This is a genomic window from Sporosarcina highlanderae (genome assembly GCF_030433715.1).
GTDB lineage: Bacteria > Bacillota > Bacilli > Bacillales_A > Planococcaceae > Sporosarcina > Sporosarcina highlanderae.
Genome location: NZ_JAROCC010000004.1, coordinates 171,889 through 188,099, shown reverse-complemented (window position 1 = coordinate 188,099; position 16,211 = coordinate 171,889). Strand labels below are relative to the sequence as shown.

General features: G+C 38.7%; 20 protein-coding genes. 18 read left to right on the top strand and 2 right to left on the bottom strand.

All coding sequences use genetic code 11. The features are described from left to right. Positions 1 to 11: 11 nt before the first annotated feature. The 15 genes from P5G49_RS06915 (at position 12) to P5G49_RS06845 (ending at position 12,026) form a co-directional block, all read left to right on the top strand. Complete coding sequence (locus P5G49_RS06915; RefSeq protein ID WP_301242758.1) at positions 12 to 989, top strand: electron transfer flavoprotein subunit alpha/FixB family protein; 978 nt, start codon at positions 12 to 14, stop codon at positions 987 to 989. A 938-nt stretch (positions 990 to 1,927) separates the two neighbouring features. After that, a complete protein-coding gene (locus P5G49_RS06910) occupies positions 1,928 to 2,959 on the top strand; it encodes a hypothetical protein (RefSeq protein ID WP_301242757.1) in 1,032 nt (343 codons plus the stop codon). A gap of 74 nt (positions 2,960 to 3,033) precedes the next feature. Further along, positions 3,034 to 3,444 carry a hypothetical protein gene (locus P5G49_RS06905; protein ID WP_301242756.1) on the top strand — a complete coding sequence of 137 codons (411 nt, stop codon included), beginning with the start codon at positions 3,034 to 3,036 and terminating at the stop codon, positions 3,442 to 3,444. 42 nt (positions 3,445 to 3,486) lie between these two features. After that, positions 3,487 to 3,768: a hypothetical protein gene (locus P5G49_RS06900; RefSeq protein WP_301242755.1), complete on the top strand. Its 282-nt coding sequence runs from the start codon at positions 3,487 to 3,489 to the stop codon at positions 3,766 to 3,768. Positions 3,769 to 3,796: 28 nt separating this feature from the next. Further along, positions 3,797 to 5,092 carry a S41 family peptidase gene (locus P5G49_RS06895; RefSeq protein WP_301242754.1) on the top strand — a complete coding sequence of 432 codons (1,296 nt, stop codon included), beginning with the start codon at positions 3,797 to 3,799 and terminating at the stop codon, positions 5,090 to 5,092. Between the two features lie 241 nt (positions 5,093 to 5,333). Beyond that, the gene (locus P5G49_RS06890) at positions 5,334 to 5,834 is read left to right on the top strand and encodes an RNA polymerase sigma factor (RefSeq protein ID WP_301242753.1); all 501 of its coding nucleotides are present in this window, start codon (positions 5,334 to 5,336) and stop codon (positions 5,832 to 5,834) included. Beyond that, entirely contained in the window at positions 5,824 to 6,576 is a 753-nt protein-coding gene (locus tag P5G49_RS06885) for a hypothetical protein (protein WP_301242752.1), read from the top strand. Before P5G49_RS06890 ends, P5G49_RS06885 begins: the two co-directional genes overlap by 11 nt. Before the next feature lie 307 nt (positions 6,577 to 6,883). After that, a complete protein-coding gene (locus P5G49_RS06880; protein WP_301242751.1) occupies positions 6,884 to 7,303 on the top strand; it encodes a hypothetical protein in 420 nt (139 codons plus the stop codon). 79 nt (positions 7,304 to 7,382) lie between these two features. Then, entirely contained in the window at positions 7,383 to 7,571 is a 189-nt protein-coding gene (locus P5G49_RS06875; protein ID WP_301242750.1) for a hypothetical protein, read from the top strand. 313 nt (positions 7,572 to 7,884) lie between these two features. Further along, positions 7,885 to 8,166, top strand: a complete 282-nt coding sequence (locus tag P5G49_RS06870; protein ID WP_301242749.1) for a hypothetical protein — start codon at positions 7,885 to 7,887, stop codon at positions 8,164 to 8,166. A 129-nt stretch (positions 8,167 to 8,295) separates the two neighbouring features. After that, positions 8,296 to 8,526, top strand: coding sequence for a hypothetical protein (locus P5G49_RS06865; RefSeq protein WP_301242748.1), 231 nt, complete (start codon positions 8,296 to 8,298; stop codon positions 8,524 to 8,526). 768 nt (positions 8,527 to 9,294) lie between these two features. After that, complete coding sequence (locus P5G49_RS06860; RefSeq protein WP_301242747.1) at positions 9,295 to 9,834, top strand: GNAT family N-acetyltransferase; 540 nt, start codon at positions 9,295 to 9,297, stop codon at positions 9,832 to 9,834. A gap of 797 nt (positions 9,835 to 10,631) precedes the next feature. Next, positions 10,632 to 10,823 (top strand): hypothetical protein, encoded by a 192-nt coding sequence (locus P5G49_RS06855; protein WP_301242746.1) that lies wholly within the window; start codon positions 10,632 to 10,634, stop codon positions 10,821 to 10,823. Between the two features lie 214 nt (positions 10,824 to 11,037). Continuing rightward, on the top strand, positions 11,038 to 11,475 hold the full coding sequence (locus tag P5G49_RS06850; RefSeq protein WP_301242745.1) for a hypothetical protein: 438 nt from the start codon (positions 11,038 to 11,040) through the stop codon (positions 11,473 to 11,475). Positions 11,476 to 11,615: 140 nt separating this feature from the next. After that, the gene (locus P5G49_RS06845; RefSeq protein WP_301242744.1) at positions 11,616 to 12,026 is read left to right on the top strand and encodes a hypothetical protein; all 411 of its coding nucleotides are present in this window, start codon (positions 11,616 to 11,618) and stop codon (positions 12,024 to 12,026) included. 31 nt (positions 12,027 to 12,057) lie between these two features. Here P5G49_RS06845 and P5G49_RS06840 read toward each other — a convergent pair whose 3' ends face one another. Further along, on the bottom strand, positions 12,058 to 12,240 hold the full coding sequence (locus tag P5G49_RS06840) for a hypothetical protein (RefSeq protein ID WP_301242743.1): 183 nt from the start codon (positions 12,238 to 12,240) through the stop codon (positions 12,058 to 12,060). 485 nt (positions 12,241 to 12,725) lie between these two features. On the opposite strand from P5G49_RS06840, the gene trxA reads away from it, so the two are divergent. Then, positions 12,726 to 13,040 (top strand): thioredoxin, encoded by a 315-nt coding sequence (trxA, locus tag P5G49_RS06835; RefSeq protein WP_301242742.1) that lies wholly within the window; start codon positions 12,726 to 12,728, stop codon positions 13,038 to 13,040. A gap of 58 nt (positions 13,041 to 13,098) precedes the next feature. Then, a complete protein-coding gene (uvrC, locus tag P5G49_RS06830) occupies positions 13,099 to 14,877 on the top strand; it encodes an excinuclease ABC subunit UvrC (RefSeq protein ID WP_301242741.1) in 1,779 nt (592 codons plus the stop codon). A gap of 36 nt (positions 14,878 to 14,913) precedes the next feature. Here uvrC and P5G49_RS06825 read toward each other — a convergent pair whose 3' ends face one another. Further along, on the bottom strand, positions 14,914 to 15,330 hold the full coding sequence (locus P5G49_RS06825) for a YslB family protein (RefSeq protein WP_301242740.1): 417 nt from the start codon (positions 15,328 to 15,330) through the stop codon (positions 14,914 to 14,916). A 212-nt stretch (positions 15,331 to 15,542) separates the two neighbouring features. Between P5G49_RS06825 and P5G49_RS06820 the strand changes: the two genes are divergently transcribed. Next, positions 15,543 to 16,154 (top strand): succinate dehydrogenase cytochrome b558 subunit, encoded by a 612-nt coding sequence (locus tag P5G49_RS06820; protein ID WP_301242739.1) that lies wholly within the window; start codon positions 15,543 to 15,545, stop codon positions 16,152 to 16,154. The last annotated feature ends 57 nt before the right edge of the window (positions 16,155 to 16,211 follow it).

The window sequence follows — 16,211 nt, the reverse complement described above, 5'->3', positions numbered from 1 at the left end:
AGGGACTCTATATGTATACTAAAAAAGTATTGGTACTTGGTGAAGCTCGAGAAGGAGCATTGCGTAACGTTTCCTTTGAGGCGATTGCTGCAGCAAAAACGGTATCAGGCGGCGGGGAAGTCGTTGGCGTGTTATTCGGGGATGCAGTACAATCATTAGGCTCAGAAATGATCACATACGGTGCAGATCGTGTCCTCACGGTTGAACACCCTCATTTGAAACACTATACATCAGATGGATTCGGCCAGGCTTTCATGGCCGTTTATGAGCAGGAAAAGCCGGATGCAATCGTTTTCGGCCATACGTCTCAAGGAAAAGACCTATCCCCCAAGATTGCTAGTAAGCTTGCATCAGGATTAATCTCTGATGTTACTGCGATCGAAGGCGAAGGAGACGATGCAATTTTCATCCGTCCAATCTATTCCGGTAAAGCGTTCGAAAAAGTGAAAAACAAAGAAGGACTTCTTTTCATTTCAATCCGTCCGAACAATATCGCACCATTGGCTAAAGACGAGAGCCGCTCAGGAGATGTATCTTCAGTTTCCGTCGACATCACGAATCTTCGCTCTGTCATTAGCGAAGTTGTCCGTAAGTCAACGGAGGGCGTCGATTTATCAGAGGCAAAAGTTGTAGTTGCGGGAGGCCGCGGTGTGAAGAGTGCGGAAGGATTTGCTCCACTTGAAGAATTGGCGAAATTACTTGGCGGAGCTGTAGGAGCATCCCGTGGAGCATGTGACGCTGATTACTGCGACTATTCATTACAAATCGGTCAAACAGGTAAAGTTGTAACGCCTGACCTATACATCGCAGCGGGAATCTCAGGAGCAATCCAACATATGGCTGGAATGTCCAACTCCAAAGTAATCGTTGCCATCAATAAAGACCCAGAAGCGAACATTTTCAAAGTAGCAGACTACGGAATCGTTGGAGACTTATTCGAAGTCATCCCAATGATGATCGAAGAAATCAAGAAAATCAAAACTAACTAATTTATAAAGGCTCCTATATGTATAAGGGCCTCAGACTGTAGACAAACATCCTGAATTTTGGTGTTTGCCTACAGTTTTTAATATAGATAAAGCTATAAATGAATATTATGACAAAGTATCAAACCTGAATCCCGCACCGCGCTCAAGAATTCCACGTCGCGCTCAAGAATCCGCCTCCCGCGCTCAAGAATTCCGCGCCGCGCTCAAGAATTCCGCGCCGCGCTCAAGATTCCGCCTTCCGCGCTCAAGATCCCACCATCCGCGCTCAAGAATCCCGCGCCGTGCTCAAGAATCCCGCCCCGCGCTCAAGCTGATCAAAGGTTTGTCCAAAATAGAAAAACCTTGATTCAGGAGGGTTAACTCGGTAAATTTTCGTTGCCTATAGAGTCAACGATAAGTCGAAATGCCCCTACTACAAACGTGCAACGTTGAGTGGTGGGTTGGTTCTATCAAAAGTTCTTTATCTTCCACAAGGGTTTTTCCTGTTCCGAAGAATTTATTTTTGTAAAATAGTAAACCGCTCGGGAGAGAAATTAACGCTATTATATTCAATCCACTTTTCCATTTCCCTTTGGACGGCCCTATTTTGCCATTCAAACCAAATTCCTTTACATTCGCTACAATGGCTTTCTACTCCAATATTTTTATTTATATCCCTACGAGTAAAAAATGTGATTTTACGACAGCTATAGCAAAAAGTCTTTTTATCTTCAGTATATCTACTAATCAACAGTATCAACTCCTCCATTTTACTACCATTATTTCCAAGTCGAAGTAACTTCATTCAAAAACTGATAGTCTGTTCCCCATTAACTAAGGGCTTTCGACGAGTCTGTACAATATTCGGGCCTTTTTATGGAACTATTCTCTCTATTATCCGTACTAGTAGAAAAGCGTGAAAGAGAAAGATACTTTTAGCAAATCGAGGGGGCATGCATATGGGAATGATAAAGGGGATTATCATAGGGGGATTTGCTGCAATTCTGGTTTTACTGTCAGGATGTGAGAAGGATGAGAAGGCGGTTGCTGACTTGGAGGACACGGAGATTGTTGAAAAGTTCCATCAAGTAGAGGAAACTGTAGTCGATGATTATTGGTCGCAGCCGATTGATTCGGAACTTTGTAAAACCTTAGGGGAATGCCGTGATTTAGGGGATACATATGGAAGCGAGCATTTTGCTGATTTTAGAAAAGGACTCGAAAGAACAAACGAGATGTGGTATTTGAATGTGGGCACGGAAGTTGACATATATGACTTTAATGATTTGGACTGGGATGACGAAGAACTAATTATAGCTCGCTATGAAATAATAGAAGATGAACTTGTTTTGACAAGAGGTGAAGAAGCAAGCATTTTCAAAGGTGTTGTTGATATTGTGCATGCGTTGTACGATCGTAATAAGGTTAATTTTCAAATCATTGATTTCCGAGAGAATGTTTACCCGCATGTTGATATTTATCAGGGAAAATTGATGCTGCCTTCTGATGAAATAGCAAAGTGGTTCCAAATAGACATGGTTAAAACACTGATTCACGAGTATGGCCATATGCTGACATATAACGAAGCGGATTTTGTCAGTTCGGATACCTGTCCAGCGGATCAATTATATTTAAAGCCATACGAAATGTGCTATAGCACTGACAGTTATATGAATCTCTATTATCAAGCATTATTGAAAGAGTATGAGGAACAATGGTTATATGATGGGAATCCGACTGTGGAAAAGCGGATAGCTTTTTATGAAAACCATAAGGATTCATTTGTTACAACTTATGCCACAGTTAATCTTTTTGAAGATATTGCGGAGTCTTTTTCTTACTTTATATTAACACCTTACAATGACAGGCCTCAAACGATTCCAGAAGAAAAGGTTAACTTTTTTTATCAGTTTCCAGAACTGATTGAATATCGAGCATTTGTACTCAAAGAATTGAAAGAACGAAAAGACGAGATGTGGTCTTTTTATTGAAGGACCGTGTTAAAGGGAAATTTAAAGTAAGTATTGAAGTTGTATAAACACAGTGCATTTAAAGGGAGGGTCGAATGGTGAAGTTCTACTTATATGTAGTCACCCCATTATTGTCATTTATTGGAGGTTTTTTCGCCTATATCTTGACATTAAAAATTATATGGGACCAATCAATGAGTGCTGGTGACATGATAGCCGTTTTACTTTGGGGTGGCATTGCATTCTTTTTACTTGCAACTCCGATTTATTTAGGAATCACCTATTTTATTGATAGAAGGTGCAAAAAAATAGGAGGATTACTCTATCCTATTGGGTGTATTCTTGTATTTTTTATACCAACATTATTTGTAACATTATCTCTTGGAAGCATGAATCCATTTTCCCCGGAAGCAATGTTATTTCATTCTTTTTTCCTGACATCAGGACTGATTTTTGGGCTGTGTAGTTGGCGATTTAAAAGAATTAAAGCTATATCCGTTATTTAAAATAGCGGTTGTTTTAATAGAAAAGATGGGAGGGGATATGAAATGGAGATTAACGTGATGGAGATACTATTTTTCATCGCTATTCTTTGGATAATGGTCATCGTTTCGAAAATTAATCGCCGTGTAAAAGGGATAAAATACACGCTTAATCAGTTATCTAAACAAAACGGTGTCCCGGAAAACCCTATAAATGATGAATTAAGGAAATTAATTAGCCATGGTGAGGATATCAAGGCGGAAAAAATAGCACGAAAAACTTTAGGGCTTTCCATGCTGGAAGGCATGCAATATGTAGATGATTTGAAGAAGCCAAAAAATAGTTGAGTTCATAGAAAGGAAAAGGTGAGCGTCAATGATTCGCTATTTGGAAATATTTAAAGAAGTTGTCGATATCGTACACCATGACTACGCAGGATATGATGAAAAACGAGGCTGGGATGACCCTGCCCATTATCTTGAAGAGATTGAGAGATTGATAGCCGGCCAGCAAATCACCCCGCAAGTTTTTACGGATCTCGTCAGCGAATATCTCATGGCTTTTCAAGATCAGCATATGTATTTCAATCTGAAAGGGTCGGATGACGTAAAAGCGAGCACTCGCGGTTTCCGGACAAGAAGATATGAGGATGCGCTTTATGTCGTGGAGACTTGCGAGGAGGGCAGGTTTTCAGCCGGTTCCAAGATTGTTTCGCTTGATCAACAGGAAATCGAAACGGTCATCGCTTCGGATCGAAGCTTCTTGCGGGAGACAAGTGCAGAACGCGAGGATTGGACACATCTTCTCAATAAATCATCATCCATTGAAATAGAGGATGAGAACGGAGAACTGTTAACGTTCGATTTGAAGGATTACGAACCCGTCTCCAAAAAGCTAACACCCTCGATGGAGGAAGTTGATCAGGAGACGTTACGGATCACTTTCCCAAGCTTCGTCAACGTTGATGAGACTATGGAATTCGTGAAGAACCTTGAGGAAAAACTGAAGGCATGTACAAATCTGATCATCGACGTACGAAAGAATGGTGGAGGAAACGGAACATCTTTTTCGAACTTATTGCGGTACATTTTCCCACCAGATGAACACCCAAGCACGGACGGTGAGTTGAAGGAGTTCAATTATACTGATCGAAACTCAGAGCTATTCATCCAGCTCTGCCAGCAGCTTAGAAAAAACATCACTGATGAAGAGACACTGAAATTCTTTGACTCGATTGAAAAAGAATGTGAAAAATATCGTGGTCAAGGTTTTGTGACAATGGACTTTTCGGATGAATTGGAGGCGGAAGTCTTAAAATTTAAAGGTACCGATTCCCCTAAGAATGTGATCGTGATGGCGGATGTCTATTGCGCAAGTGCCGCCGAATACTTTGTGGAAATCTGCATGGAGTCATCCAAAACCACTGTAATTGGACGCGCCACAATGGGCGTCAATGACTACAGCGATTTGCTCATCAAAGAATGGGACGGTGCGTACGCACTCTACTACCCGATGTCCCGCCGCGTCCACAAGACGCCGAACGATCCGTTGCACGGAAAAGGGATCCGACCTGATCATTATATCCCTTGGACACCTAAGCATATAGAAGAAGATTTGGATCTTTTGTATGCGATGGACATGTTGAGAGAAAGCAAGATTGCGGAAGGATGATTTGCGGGCGTTTCTGAGAGGATTGGGCGCGGGTTTATTGATTACAGGTGAGTAAACTCCACAAACGGGCGCAGTTGTTGAATACTTAAATACCAAAATAATAAAGAAGTGCTTAGTTTTCCAATGAACTAAGCACTTCTTTACGTTAAAGTTATTGTTACTTAATTATTATTTGTTTTTTCTAAAATAAATGTCACCATTTGGTATCTACAGGTGTGTTAGTAGTGAAAGGAGTTGAAGAATGTTGCAACAAGTAGTTTGGTCGGATGAACTAGATGTAGAGAGAATTGTTGATACATATGGCAATATGCTATTTAGTATTTGTCTTGTTATTTTATGCAATGAGAAAGATGCAGAGGATGCCGTACAAGACACTTTTATTACTTATCTAACGAAATCTCCATCTTTTAACGATTCAGAACATGAGAAAGCATGGTTAATAACGATTGCCACGAATCGCTGCAAGAATATGAGAAGGTACAATATTATTCGTAAGCATATAGATATCAATGATTTGCAGCTATATTCTAAGAATGATAAGAACCATGGTTTACTCGACCATCTAATGAGATTGCCAACTAAACAAAAGATCGTATTATTACTTCATTATGTGGAGGGCTATAAAGTCGATGAAATAGCAAAAATCCTTACCATCACTACGTCAGCTGTGAAAAAGCGATTACAACGTGGAAGAGAGCTACTTCGAGAAAGATATCGAAAGGAGAATGAATATGGACTTTGAGAAGATCAAAGATGCGGTTACTTCTATTGAAATGTCAAAGGCTATGGAAGATCGTGTGAAAGAGAAAATAAGAAAGAGAAAATCGGGACAAGTACTTTTTAAAAGGTGGATTCCGATAGCAAGTGCATTTGCAATCCTATTGGCAATTATGATTGGCATTCCATATTTCAATAAAAATGGAGAGCTCCAAGTCGCAAATTTTACAATCACGGCTTATGCATTAAGTGATGAGGCTCAGTTGAATACACCTATTACATCAGAAAAAGCCACTATTGAATTAGGAACAGGCCTAAGATTAGGTATTGTGGGTATGAGTGGTGGTAGGGCTGATTTGATTTTCACAGATGTTATGCTCAAAATAGTTGGAGAACAGATTGATTCAATTACTTATACGTTGAGCGATGGCAAATTTATAGAAGATGTTATATTTTCATACGAAAAGTTTATAGACAAAGAATGGTTATTATCAGAAAAAATTTACATGATGGGTCGTGATCCTGGATCAGATGTATATGAGGGTATAAAGGAAGTCGGGAATACCTACACAGTGTCTTATAATGAACAGGAAAACTATAAATATACACTTGCTATTCCTCACGATGGCAATAATGTAATAGCAAATGACGTAATTATCAACGTACATGTAAAATATACAGACGGCAGCTCTGAACAACAGGATATACTTGTAACGCAAGAAGAGGATAGTATAGAAGTAAATTCAATTTCGTTAAAGCTTAAATAACATTGCCAAGATGATGGTCCCACGAGTTCTAAGTAGAAAAAGCTATATGGTGGCCAATTTTCAACTATTGGACGCATTTGTGGCATGAAAAAAATCCCACTCTCCACTATGTCGGGCAGTAAATGAAAAGGTTGAATTAGAAGCGTCCTATTGGGCGCTTCTTTTTCATGCATGAAGAAGAAGGAGTCTCTGTTGATTTGTGGAATAGAGTAGGTAGTGAGATATGATTGCCAACCAATGTGAAAATAGAACAGGTACAAAGTGTTGAAGAAGTGGTGTCCTTCTAATAATTATAGGAGGTATATTAATGAATCATAAAGTTTTTCGTTATTTAATTATATTGGCATCATTATTTTTTATAAGTGCATGTGGTGGTAATAATATTAGTATGGAAGATAGTAGTCAAAATGAAAATAAGAAAAACAGCATTGAACAATTAGAGAATCCTTTATTAGGCTATTATGCTGGCATTATATATGACGATAAAATCACATTAGATATTACAGAATATCGTGAAAAAGAGGCCGAAGAACAAGGAGCAGAATTACTTTCAGTGCATGCGCTATTACATGTAAAGATAACAGAAGACTTAAAGATTACTGATACAGAAGGTAACATTCTTTCCCTTGAAAGCTTAGATATAGGAGATAAAGTTTATATTGATGTTCAAAAATTGGAGAATAAGGAAATAACAATCGAAACTAATTTACTAATAGTAGAAAAATGATTTTCATTAATAAGGTTAATCAACTGTTAATCAACTAATATTTGAAGTTATATTCACAGAGCATTTATTGGAGGGGAGAATGGTGAATTTATATTTATATGTCGTAACCTCATTATTGTCTTTTATTGGAGGTTTTTTCGCTTATATCTTGGCATTAAAAATTGTTTGGGACCAATCAATGAGTGGTGGTGACATGAAAGCCGTTTTACTTTGGGTTGGCATTGCATTCTTTTTAATTGCAACTCCAATTTATTTAGGGATTATCTAATTTATTGATAAAAAGTGCAAAAAAATAAAAGGATTACTCTATCCTATTGGATGTATTCTTGTATTTTTTATACTGACATTATTTGTAACATTATTTTTTGGAAGCATGAATCCATTTTCCCCAGAAGCAATGTTGTTTCACTCTTTTTTTCTAACATCAGGACTAATTTTTGGGCTGTGTAGTTGGGGATTTAAAAAAATAAAACTTTATCCGTTATTTAGGTAACGGTTGCTTTAATTGGAGATAGCTGCATGTGGACAGAAAGGATTTGGCATAGATTTTTCGATGAATAGATGGGAAAAGAGGATATGAAATGGAAATTAACGTGATGGAAATACTATTTTTCATTGCTATTCTTTGGTTAATAGTTATCGTTTCGAAAATGAATCGCAGTGTTAAAGGGATAAAATACACGCTTAATCAGTTGTCTAAACAAAACGGTGTCCCGGAAAACCCGATAAATGATGAATTAAGGAAATTAATCAGCCAAGGAGAGGCAATCAAGGCGGAAAAAATAGCACGAAAAACATTGGGCCTAACAATGCTGGAAGGCATGCAATATGTAGATGATTTGAAGAAGGGGAAAGACAGTTGAGTTCATATTTCAAAGTGAGTGCAATTGTTGAAGTTGGGCAGTGCCATTATCGGGCGCGGTTGCGGAATAAATACTGTGCCTAGTCTTGGCCAGTTTGAGACATATCTTAAATTATTGGAGGTGACAGTATTGGATAAGAGAGTTGGATTGATCCTAGGTTCGTTATTCATTTTGATGAGTGGTCTAATTTTTACAATAGAACGTTTAACTGCTTATGTTTATTGGTCAGCTCAAATAAAGACAGGAACATGGGCCACTACTCCGCAACCAATGCCGTTAACAGATAACCTATTTACAGTAATATTTTTCTTGATTGGGGTTGTTATTGTTATTGTGGCATTCCAGAAGAAAAGACAATGAAACAATTTAAATGATATCGAGATAACAGGTGCGTTAGTTTTATAAGACGTATGCTAATGAACTTTCCCAACGAGTGCTATTATGGCATAAAAATAATTTAAGGGGTGGCGATTGCCATCTTTTTTATTTGGTTAGTGCGCTCCTTATTGTAAAGCGAGCACGGGATAGGGGCTTCCTTCCACTATTTTAGGTTAGTTGCACTTTCCTCTCTAACATCGGTAAATAAAAAACGCCTCAAACCCTTGAGTTTCAAGGACTTTGGGCGTTTTTCAGAAAGGAGGATAGTCGGGTTAGATACGATATTATGCGTTCTTTAGGACATCGGAACAATTTGCAGAGTAAAAAATATTCAAGGGAAATAAATTGATAATTTAGAAGGGTTCGAGAGGTTTTGTGGTAAAATAAACTAGTAGTAGCTTCTGCATGTCTGTAAATCAAATGGGCCATCTTCTTGAAGAGTATAAATAGGAGAAAAGGGGATGATTTTTTGAATGTGCTTTTATTTATAGGTGTATATTTAATGCCTATACTATCGATAGTTTTTTGTTTAAATCTTGTAGGGATTATCAAGAAGGTTAAGAGAGATGAGTCTACCAAAGCTAATACATTTTGGTTGACTACTTCATTCATTTTAATTGTATGGACTATTGCGTTAATACCTGCTGCTTTTAATTGAAGTATAGGGGCGCTTTGCCCTTGCCCTTGGGGACGGGAACGGCGTTACGGGCAGATGCAGCGAATTTATATTTTCGGAAGTAGGGAAGAAAAATGATTGAATTAAGAAAAATTACCCACGATAATTTTGAGGCAGTGTTGAAGTTAAGCATAACAGACGAGCAGAAAGGAAATGTGGATTCCAGCATATATTGTTTGGCTAGAGCCTATGTGAGGATACTCAACGACGAAAAACCTCCTATGATCTTCGCTATATGCAACAATGATGAAGTCATAGGATATGTCGATATTGGATTTTACAAACTGGCACAAAGTTCAATTTTACATGAAAAATATGGAGATAAATCTACTTATGGACTTAATCGCTTTATGATTGATAAAAAGCATCAAGGCAAAGGATTTGGCAAACAAGGAATGATGAAAGTTATTGATTACATAAAGACTTTTCCACAAGGGAAAGCCGATGCAGTTTCTACATCATATTGGATGGTAAACGAAGCCGCCCGGAAGTTGTATGCGTCTGTCGGTTTCGTTGAAACAGGAGCGATATGGGACGGACAAACAGGGGGTAATTGGAATGCAGAAAGAAAAGATATAGAGTATGCAGAAGTAGGTGCCAGACTCGGATTATAATGCTAACAATTTGAATAGTGCATCGTAAAGTATAAGACCACGTTTTGTCGCATCTCGCATAGTCAGGTTAGTAGAATTTTAGTGGAAAGTATGTACTTTCCGAAATTCCCATCTATTATTTTTGAGAACCGCATGAATAGACAAAGTATGCCCTATCCCGCTTACCCCAGAATGTGAATGGACAGTTGTTCCAATCGGATGATATCTGCGATGTGGATAATCGGCAAGCATATCGTGGAGTGACGATATCCGCAGCAGAAGGCCCACTGCAAACAGTATTCTTATTTTTATTATCTTATATACTTCCGATATAGCGAAATGAAATAATCTTTTCTTCGTGCCATTTCGTGGATCGTCAAAGGCATTCAGATAAAATAAATTGACAATTTCGAAGGGTGAGAGAGAATTTGTGGTAAAATAAACTAATTACTGGTTTCAGCGAGTCTATACCGCAAACGGGCCAGATTGTTATTGATTGTGTTGGGGGGATGTACTTTGGGTTTAGCCCTATTGTTCCTTAGTATATGGATTTGTAGCTTTGTGATAGGCAGGATTTTTAGCCGCTTTTCCAAAACAAATTGGAAAAATGACATGGTTATTTCTTTTGCACAGTCCTTGATTATAACTACGATTTTAATCCTATTTATGTAGCGATTTTTTTATTCAATACAATTAACGAAGCCAGATTGTGAATCAAATGGCTTTAAAATCTGTATAACAAAAAAGGTCGTAATTACTCAAGATTTATATCGTAGGCCTGCAAATTTATACTAATAGAATCAGGGGGTTTTTAAGGAGTGGCAGGATGGTTTGGAATAATATTTATATCAGCCTTATTGATTTTTATTAGTTTTTTCTTTACCCTTTCGTTTTTCGAAAATCTGCATAAAGGCGATGAGAGAATTACAAAACAATCAAAATTAGCAGCTCTTATCTGTCTTGGCATAGCTTTTGTAATTCCATTTTTATACGTCTTTTTTATTGGCTAACATCGGAATCGGAGCGTTCACTTTATAGGTGATTGCTCCTTTATCGCAATCGGGCCGCTTAGTTCAATAAGGATTTCGGGAGAGATTGAAGAAATTTAACTAATAGGGGGAGGTACAACTGAATAGAACTATCTTTGTAGGCCTTTTAATCTTCGTGTTTTTTTTAGTCGCATGCTCACGTGAACAAACATTCGAAGATTTTTTTCAATAAAAAATGAAAGCAATGCATTTAGGTGAAGTAAATTATACGTATTCACTTGTTGATAAACAATTCAATGTCGTACATGATGACGATGCAATCGCGGTGTTTAAAGAGCAAAAGGATCAAGAGGAAAAGATATTTATAGCATACTTCGAGAAAGAAGATAATCAATGGGAATGGAAGCAAACAAGAGGAGCCGAATGGAATTCACCTATTAAATGGGCTTCCATGAATAATGAACCCTTTATTTACTCTGGTGCAATAAATGATAATTCAATTGTTGAAATATATGCTGGTGATAAACAAGCAACAATAATTGACGTTGAAGATGAAAAAAGATTTTGGTTTGCTGTTAGTCCAATTAAAGGCGTGAAAGTAAAAATGGTTAAAACAGATGGTACGGAGAAGATTATTGAAGAGATTCACCATGAAGAATTAGATAGTAAATAGCTCTTCTTAATTGTAATTCAACAGAATTGGCACAATTCTGGCATACAGATTTGTGTCCTTTCAACAATAGGGAGCCATATAGCTTGGTAGTGTCGAAAACAGCTAGTAAAACGAAAGTTATATGAGAGAAGGCTATTGAAATGAAAAAATATATTTGGTCAGTATTAATTTTAAGTATAGCGGTAATATTTGCGGGATGTACCAAGAAGGAAGTAATTAGAGTAGGAACTCCTTTTAACGATGACGGAGTAGAAGGAATAAACTTTCACTACGAGATTACAGAATCGAAATCCATTAAGGCTTTACGAGAAATTGTTAAAAATGCTGATGAAATAGACAAACCAAAAGAATTAGGGAAAGAACCGGAAATCTTTTTTTCCCTTGATAGACCCAAAGAGGGTATTTCTGAAATCCGACGTTATGTATACTACCAAGACGACGGAAGTTCAATTTTATGTAGTGAGGGCGTTAGTGGTCCCGATGGATTTCTTGATATGTATTTTAGTCTTAATGAAAACCAGACTAATGAATTGAAAAATGTATTGCAATAATAACCAAGTCTTTTTAAATAATCGGACCATTTTATAAGCGAGGAAGTTCATTGGGTATCGGGCTTATTATATTGGGGATTGCTATATTAATTTTCGGCTTTCTAACTCCTATAAGTATTTGGACAGCATCTTTGGTTTCCGTAGTTCCAATAGTTTCAGGTGCTGTACTTTTGAAAAAAAGAAAATAGTTATTATTTGATGATATCTCATTCACCGCACGCCCTCCGGAACGCGTCCGTCTGGTACGAAAATCAACGGTTCTGCACTGTGCAAGAATCTGGCGCGATTGTGGTACAAAACATTTAAAGGGATGGTGGCGATTGCCATCTTTTTTTATTTGGCCAGTGCAATCCGTTTAACAATTATGGAAAAGAGTTTTAATTCCCCATTTCGGGTTAGTTGCACTTACCGTTACATTGATTAAAGCGAAAGGTTGGTTCACCGCGTTCAATGTGAAGTCAAGCCGCTTCTACGGGAAGTCCGCCGCGTTCAATGGGAAGTCAAGCCGCTTCTACGGGAAGTCCGCCGTGTTCTATGGGAAGTCAAGCCACTTCTACGGGAGGTCCACCGCGTTCTATGGGAAGTCGAGGCACTTCCATGGGAACAGTCTTATAATAGTAGAAGCAGATATTTCGCCCGTATTAAATCATCATGCTATAATGCAGTCATAGGTGGATTTTCTAAAGGAGGAATAAAATTATGGCTATAGTTCACGCGACTGACGCAGACTTTAAAGACCAAACTAAAGAAGGACTTGTACTTGTTGACTTCTGGGCAACATGGTGCGGACCTTGTAAAATGATTGCTCCAGTATTGGAAGAGCTTGACGGCGACCTTAACGGTAAAGCAACAATCGTTAAAGTTGACGTTGACGAAAACCAAGCTACTGCAGGCGAATACGGAATCATGTCGATTCCAACTCTTGTTCTATTCAAGGACGGAGAAATCGTCGATAAAGTTGTAGGTTTCCAACCTAAAGAGCAACTTGCAGAATTGATCGAAAAACACGCGTAAGACTTTATCTAAAACCGGGAACCTTTACAGGAACCCGGTTTTTTAGTAGGTGAAAACGATGAATGAAATTATTGAGCATAAATTGTCCTTATTGCCCGATTTACCTGGCTGTTATTTAATGAAGGACCGCCAAGGCACAATCATTTATGTGGGGAAAGCGAAAATCTTGAAAAATCGGGTCCGTAGCTATTTCACCGGGACACATGATGCCAAGACACAAAGGCTTGTTGGGGAAATCGTGGATTTTGAATATATCGTCACGGGATCCAATATAGAGGCACTCATATTGGAGTTAAATCTCATCAAGCAATATGACCCGAAATACAACATCATGCTGAAAGATGATAAAACGTATCCGTATTTGAAAATTACCGCGGAGCGTCATCCGAAACTGATTGTAACGAGACAATTGAAAAAGGATAAAGGGAAATATTTTGGTCCTTACCCGAATGCAACCGCAGCCCACGAAACAAAAAAACTGTTAGATCGGCTGTATCCTTATCGAAAGTGCCATCAATTACCTGACCGTGTTTGTTTATATTACCATTTGGGACAATGCCTCGCCCCGTGTGTCAACGAAATATCTGAGGAAACGTATAAGGTGATGGTTGATGATATTAGCAAATTCCTAAATGGCGGATATAAAAATGTGAAAAACGAACTGACGGAAAAAATGTCTGCCGCCGCAGAGAATCTTGAGTTTGAGCGCGCTAAGGAATTTAGGGATCAGATTGCGAATATCGAGGCTGTTATGGAAAAACAGACTATGACGATGAATGACTTCACCGACCGGGATGTCTTCGGTTATGCAGTTGAAAAAGGTTGGATGTGCGTCCAAGTGTTTTTTGTCCGTCAAGGGAAACTGATTGAAAGGGATGTATCAATATTCCCACTCTATCAAGAACCCGAGGAGGAAATGCTGACCTTTATTGGACAGTTTTACGGAAAATCAGGTCACTTGAAGCCAAAGGAGATTTTATTGCCGGAAGGTATTGACAGGGAGATTGTCCAACAACTACTGAATGTTCATGTTTTCACACCTCAACGGGGCAAGAAAAAAGACCTTGTGAAGTTGTCTATAAAAAATGCTGAAATTTCATTACGTGAAAAATTCCAGCTGATTGAACGTCAAGAGCAAAGGACTGTCGGGGCATGTGAGGACCTTGGGGAAGCTATGAATATCTCAACTCCATTACGGATTGAGGCATTTGATAACTCCCATACAGGTGGCGTTGACCCGGTATCTGCAATGGTTTCCTTTATAGATGGGAGACCGAATCGCAAAGATTATCGGAAATACAAAACGAAAACTGCCGCAGCCCACGATGATTATGGGGCGATGCGTGAAGTGATCAGGAGACGATATATTAGAGTGTTGAAGGATAATCTTCCACTACCGGATTTGATCATCATAGATGGAGGAAAAGGTCAGATGGAGATTGCGCGGGAAGTAATTGAGGATGAACTGGGCCTATCGATCCCGATAGCAGGGCTTGCGAAAGATGATAAGCATCAGACAGCGCAGTTGTTGTATGGAAATCCTGTTGAGGTAGTCCCGTTGAAGAGAACAAGTGAAGCCTTTTATCTACTTCAACGGATTCAGGACGAAGTGCACCGGTTCGTAATTACGTTCCACAGGCAACGAAGAGATTCGAATGCATTGACTTCCGCTTTGGATGGATTGCAAGGTGTTGGTCCAAAACGGAAGAAACTGCTATTAAAGCATTTTGGTTCAATGAAAAAAATCCGTGAAGCCTCGGTGAGCGAGTTAAATGAAGCAGGCCTTCCCTTGAAAATCGCTGAAACTGTTAATCAATACTTTAAGAAAGATGAATAAAAGGAGCTTCATCTATAAGATGAGCTCCTTCTTGTTTTACAATTTCGTTTTAGTATCCCATTTCACTTGAAATCTAACATGATTTTCTTTCGGAACTTTTTCACCATAGCATTCAGTGAGGAAGCCATTTAGCTTTTGGAACTGTTCGGCAATGAACCCGGCTTCAAGTTGATAGGATCTTTTTTCCAGTAAAGTTCGATCTTCTTGGCTCAAAAAGAAAATAGCCTCGTCTTTAGATGTTTTACCAGCAAAAGGAGTAAGTGGTCCCCATCCAGCTTCCACAAAGAAATCTGGCAATTCATCAACCGAAAAGATCGGGAATTTCCTTGCAATGTCTTTACCTGCCCAGTAGAGGATGTCTTCTTCATGCTTTCCTAAGATCATAGGAAGGACATGATCTCGTAAAATTTCGTATCCAAGTTGGGTGGGGGTACCAAATGTATGATTATCCAAAACATGCAGTCCTTTCGGGGAAGTCCAAATATTTAATGAAATTTTGAAGATGTCGATAAAAGTTCACATCGCCTTGACCTCCTCAAAACCGAGGAGTACAATGAACATGTTATCATATTGTACCATGAAGAGACATGCCGTAACCGTTCCTCATTTGTACAAAAAGTGAAGACTTTTTCGGCCTATCTCATTCAAAAGGGAGGGTAAAAGACTTGTCGAGAGAATCAGATTTTTACTTGCGCCGACTGCATTCTTTGCTCGGAGTTATTCCGGTTGGGTTATTCGTAGCTCAACACTTGGTGATCAACCATTTTGCAACGCGCGGTGAAGAGGCATTCAATACCGCATCCAACTTCATGGGGAACTTGCCATTTGTCCTGTTCCTGGAGTGGATCATTATCTATCTTCCGTTAATGTTCCATGGTTTTTATGGGGTGTACATAGCTTTCACTGCGAAAAACAATGTTCAGCGCTACGGGACTTTCCGAAACTGGATGTTCCTATTGCAACGTGTTACAGGTGTTTTCTTGGTTATATTCATCGCATGGCATGTTTATGAAACGAGAATTCAAAAAGCACTTGGAGCTGAAGTGAACTTCAACATGATGGAAGAGATCCTATCTAATCCGTTCATGCTTGCGTTCTACATTGCAGGTGTCTTGGCAGCAACATTCCACTTGGCAAATGGACTTTGGTCTTTCGCTGTAACTTGGGGAATCGCACAATCACCACGCTCTCAAACGATTGTTACATACATAACAATCGTGGCATTTTTAGTTCTTTCTGTAATTGGCGTACAAGCTTTATTAGCATTCGTTGTGTGAATAAGAGAATAGTATACGATAATTTTTAGAACATGTAAAATTTGAGGAGTGAAATAT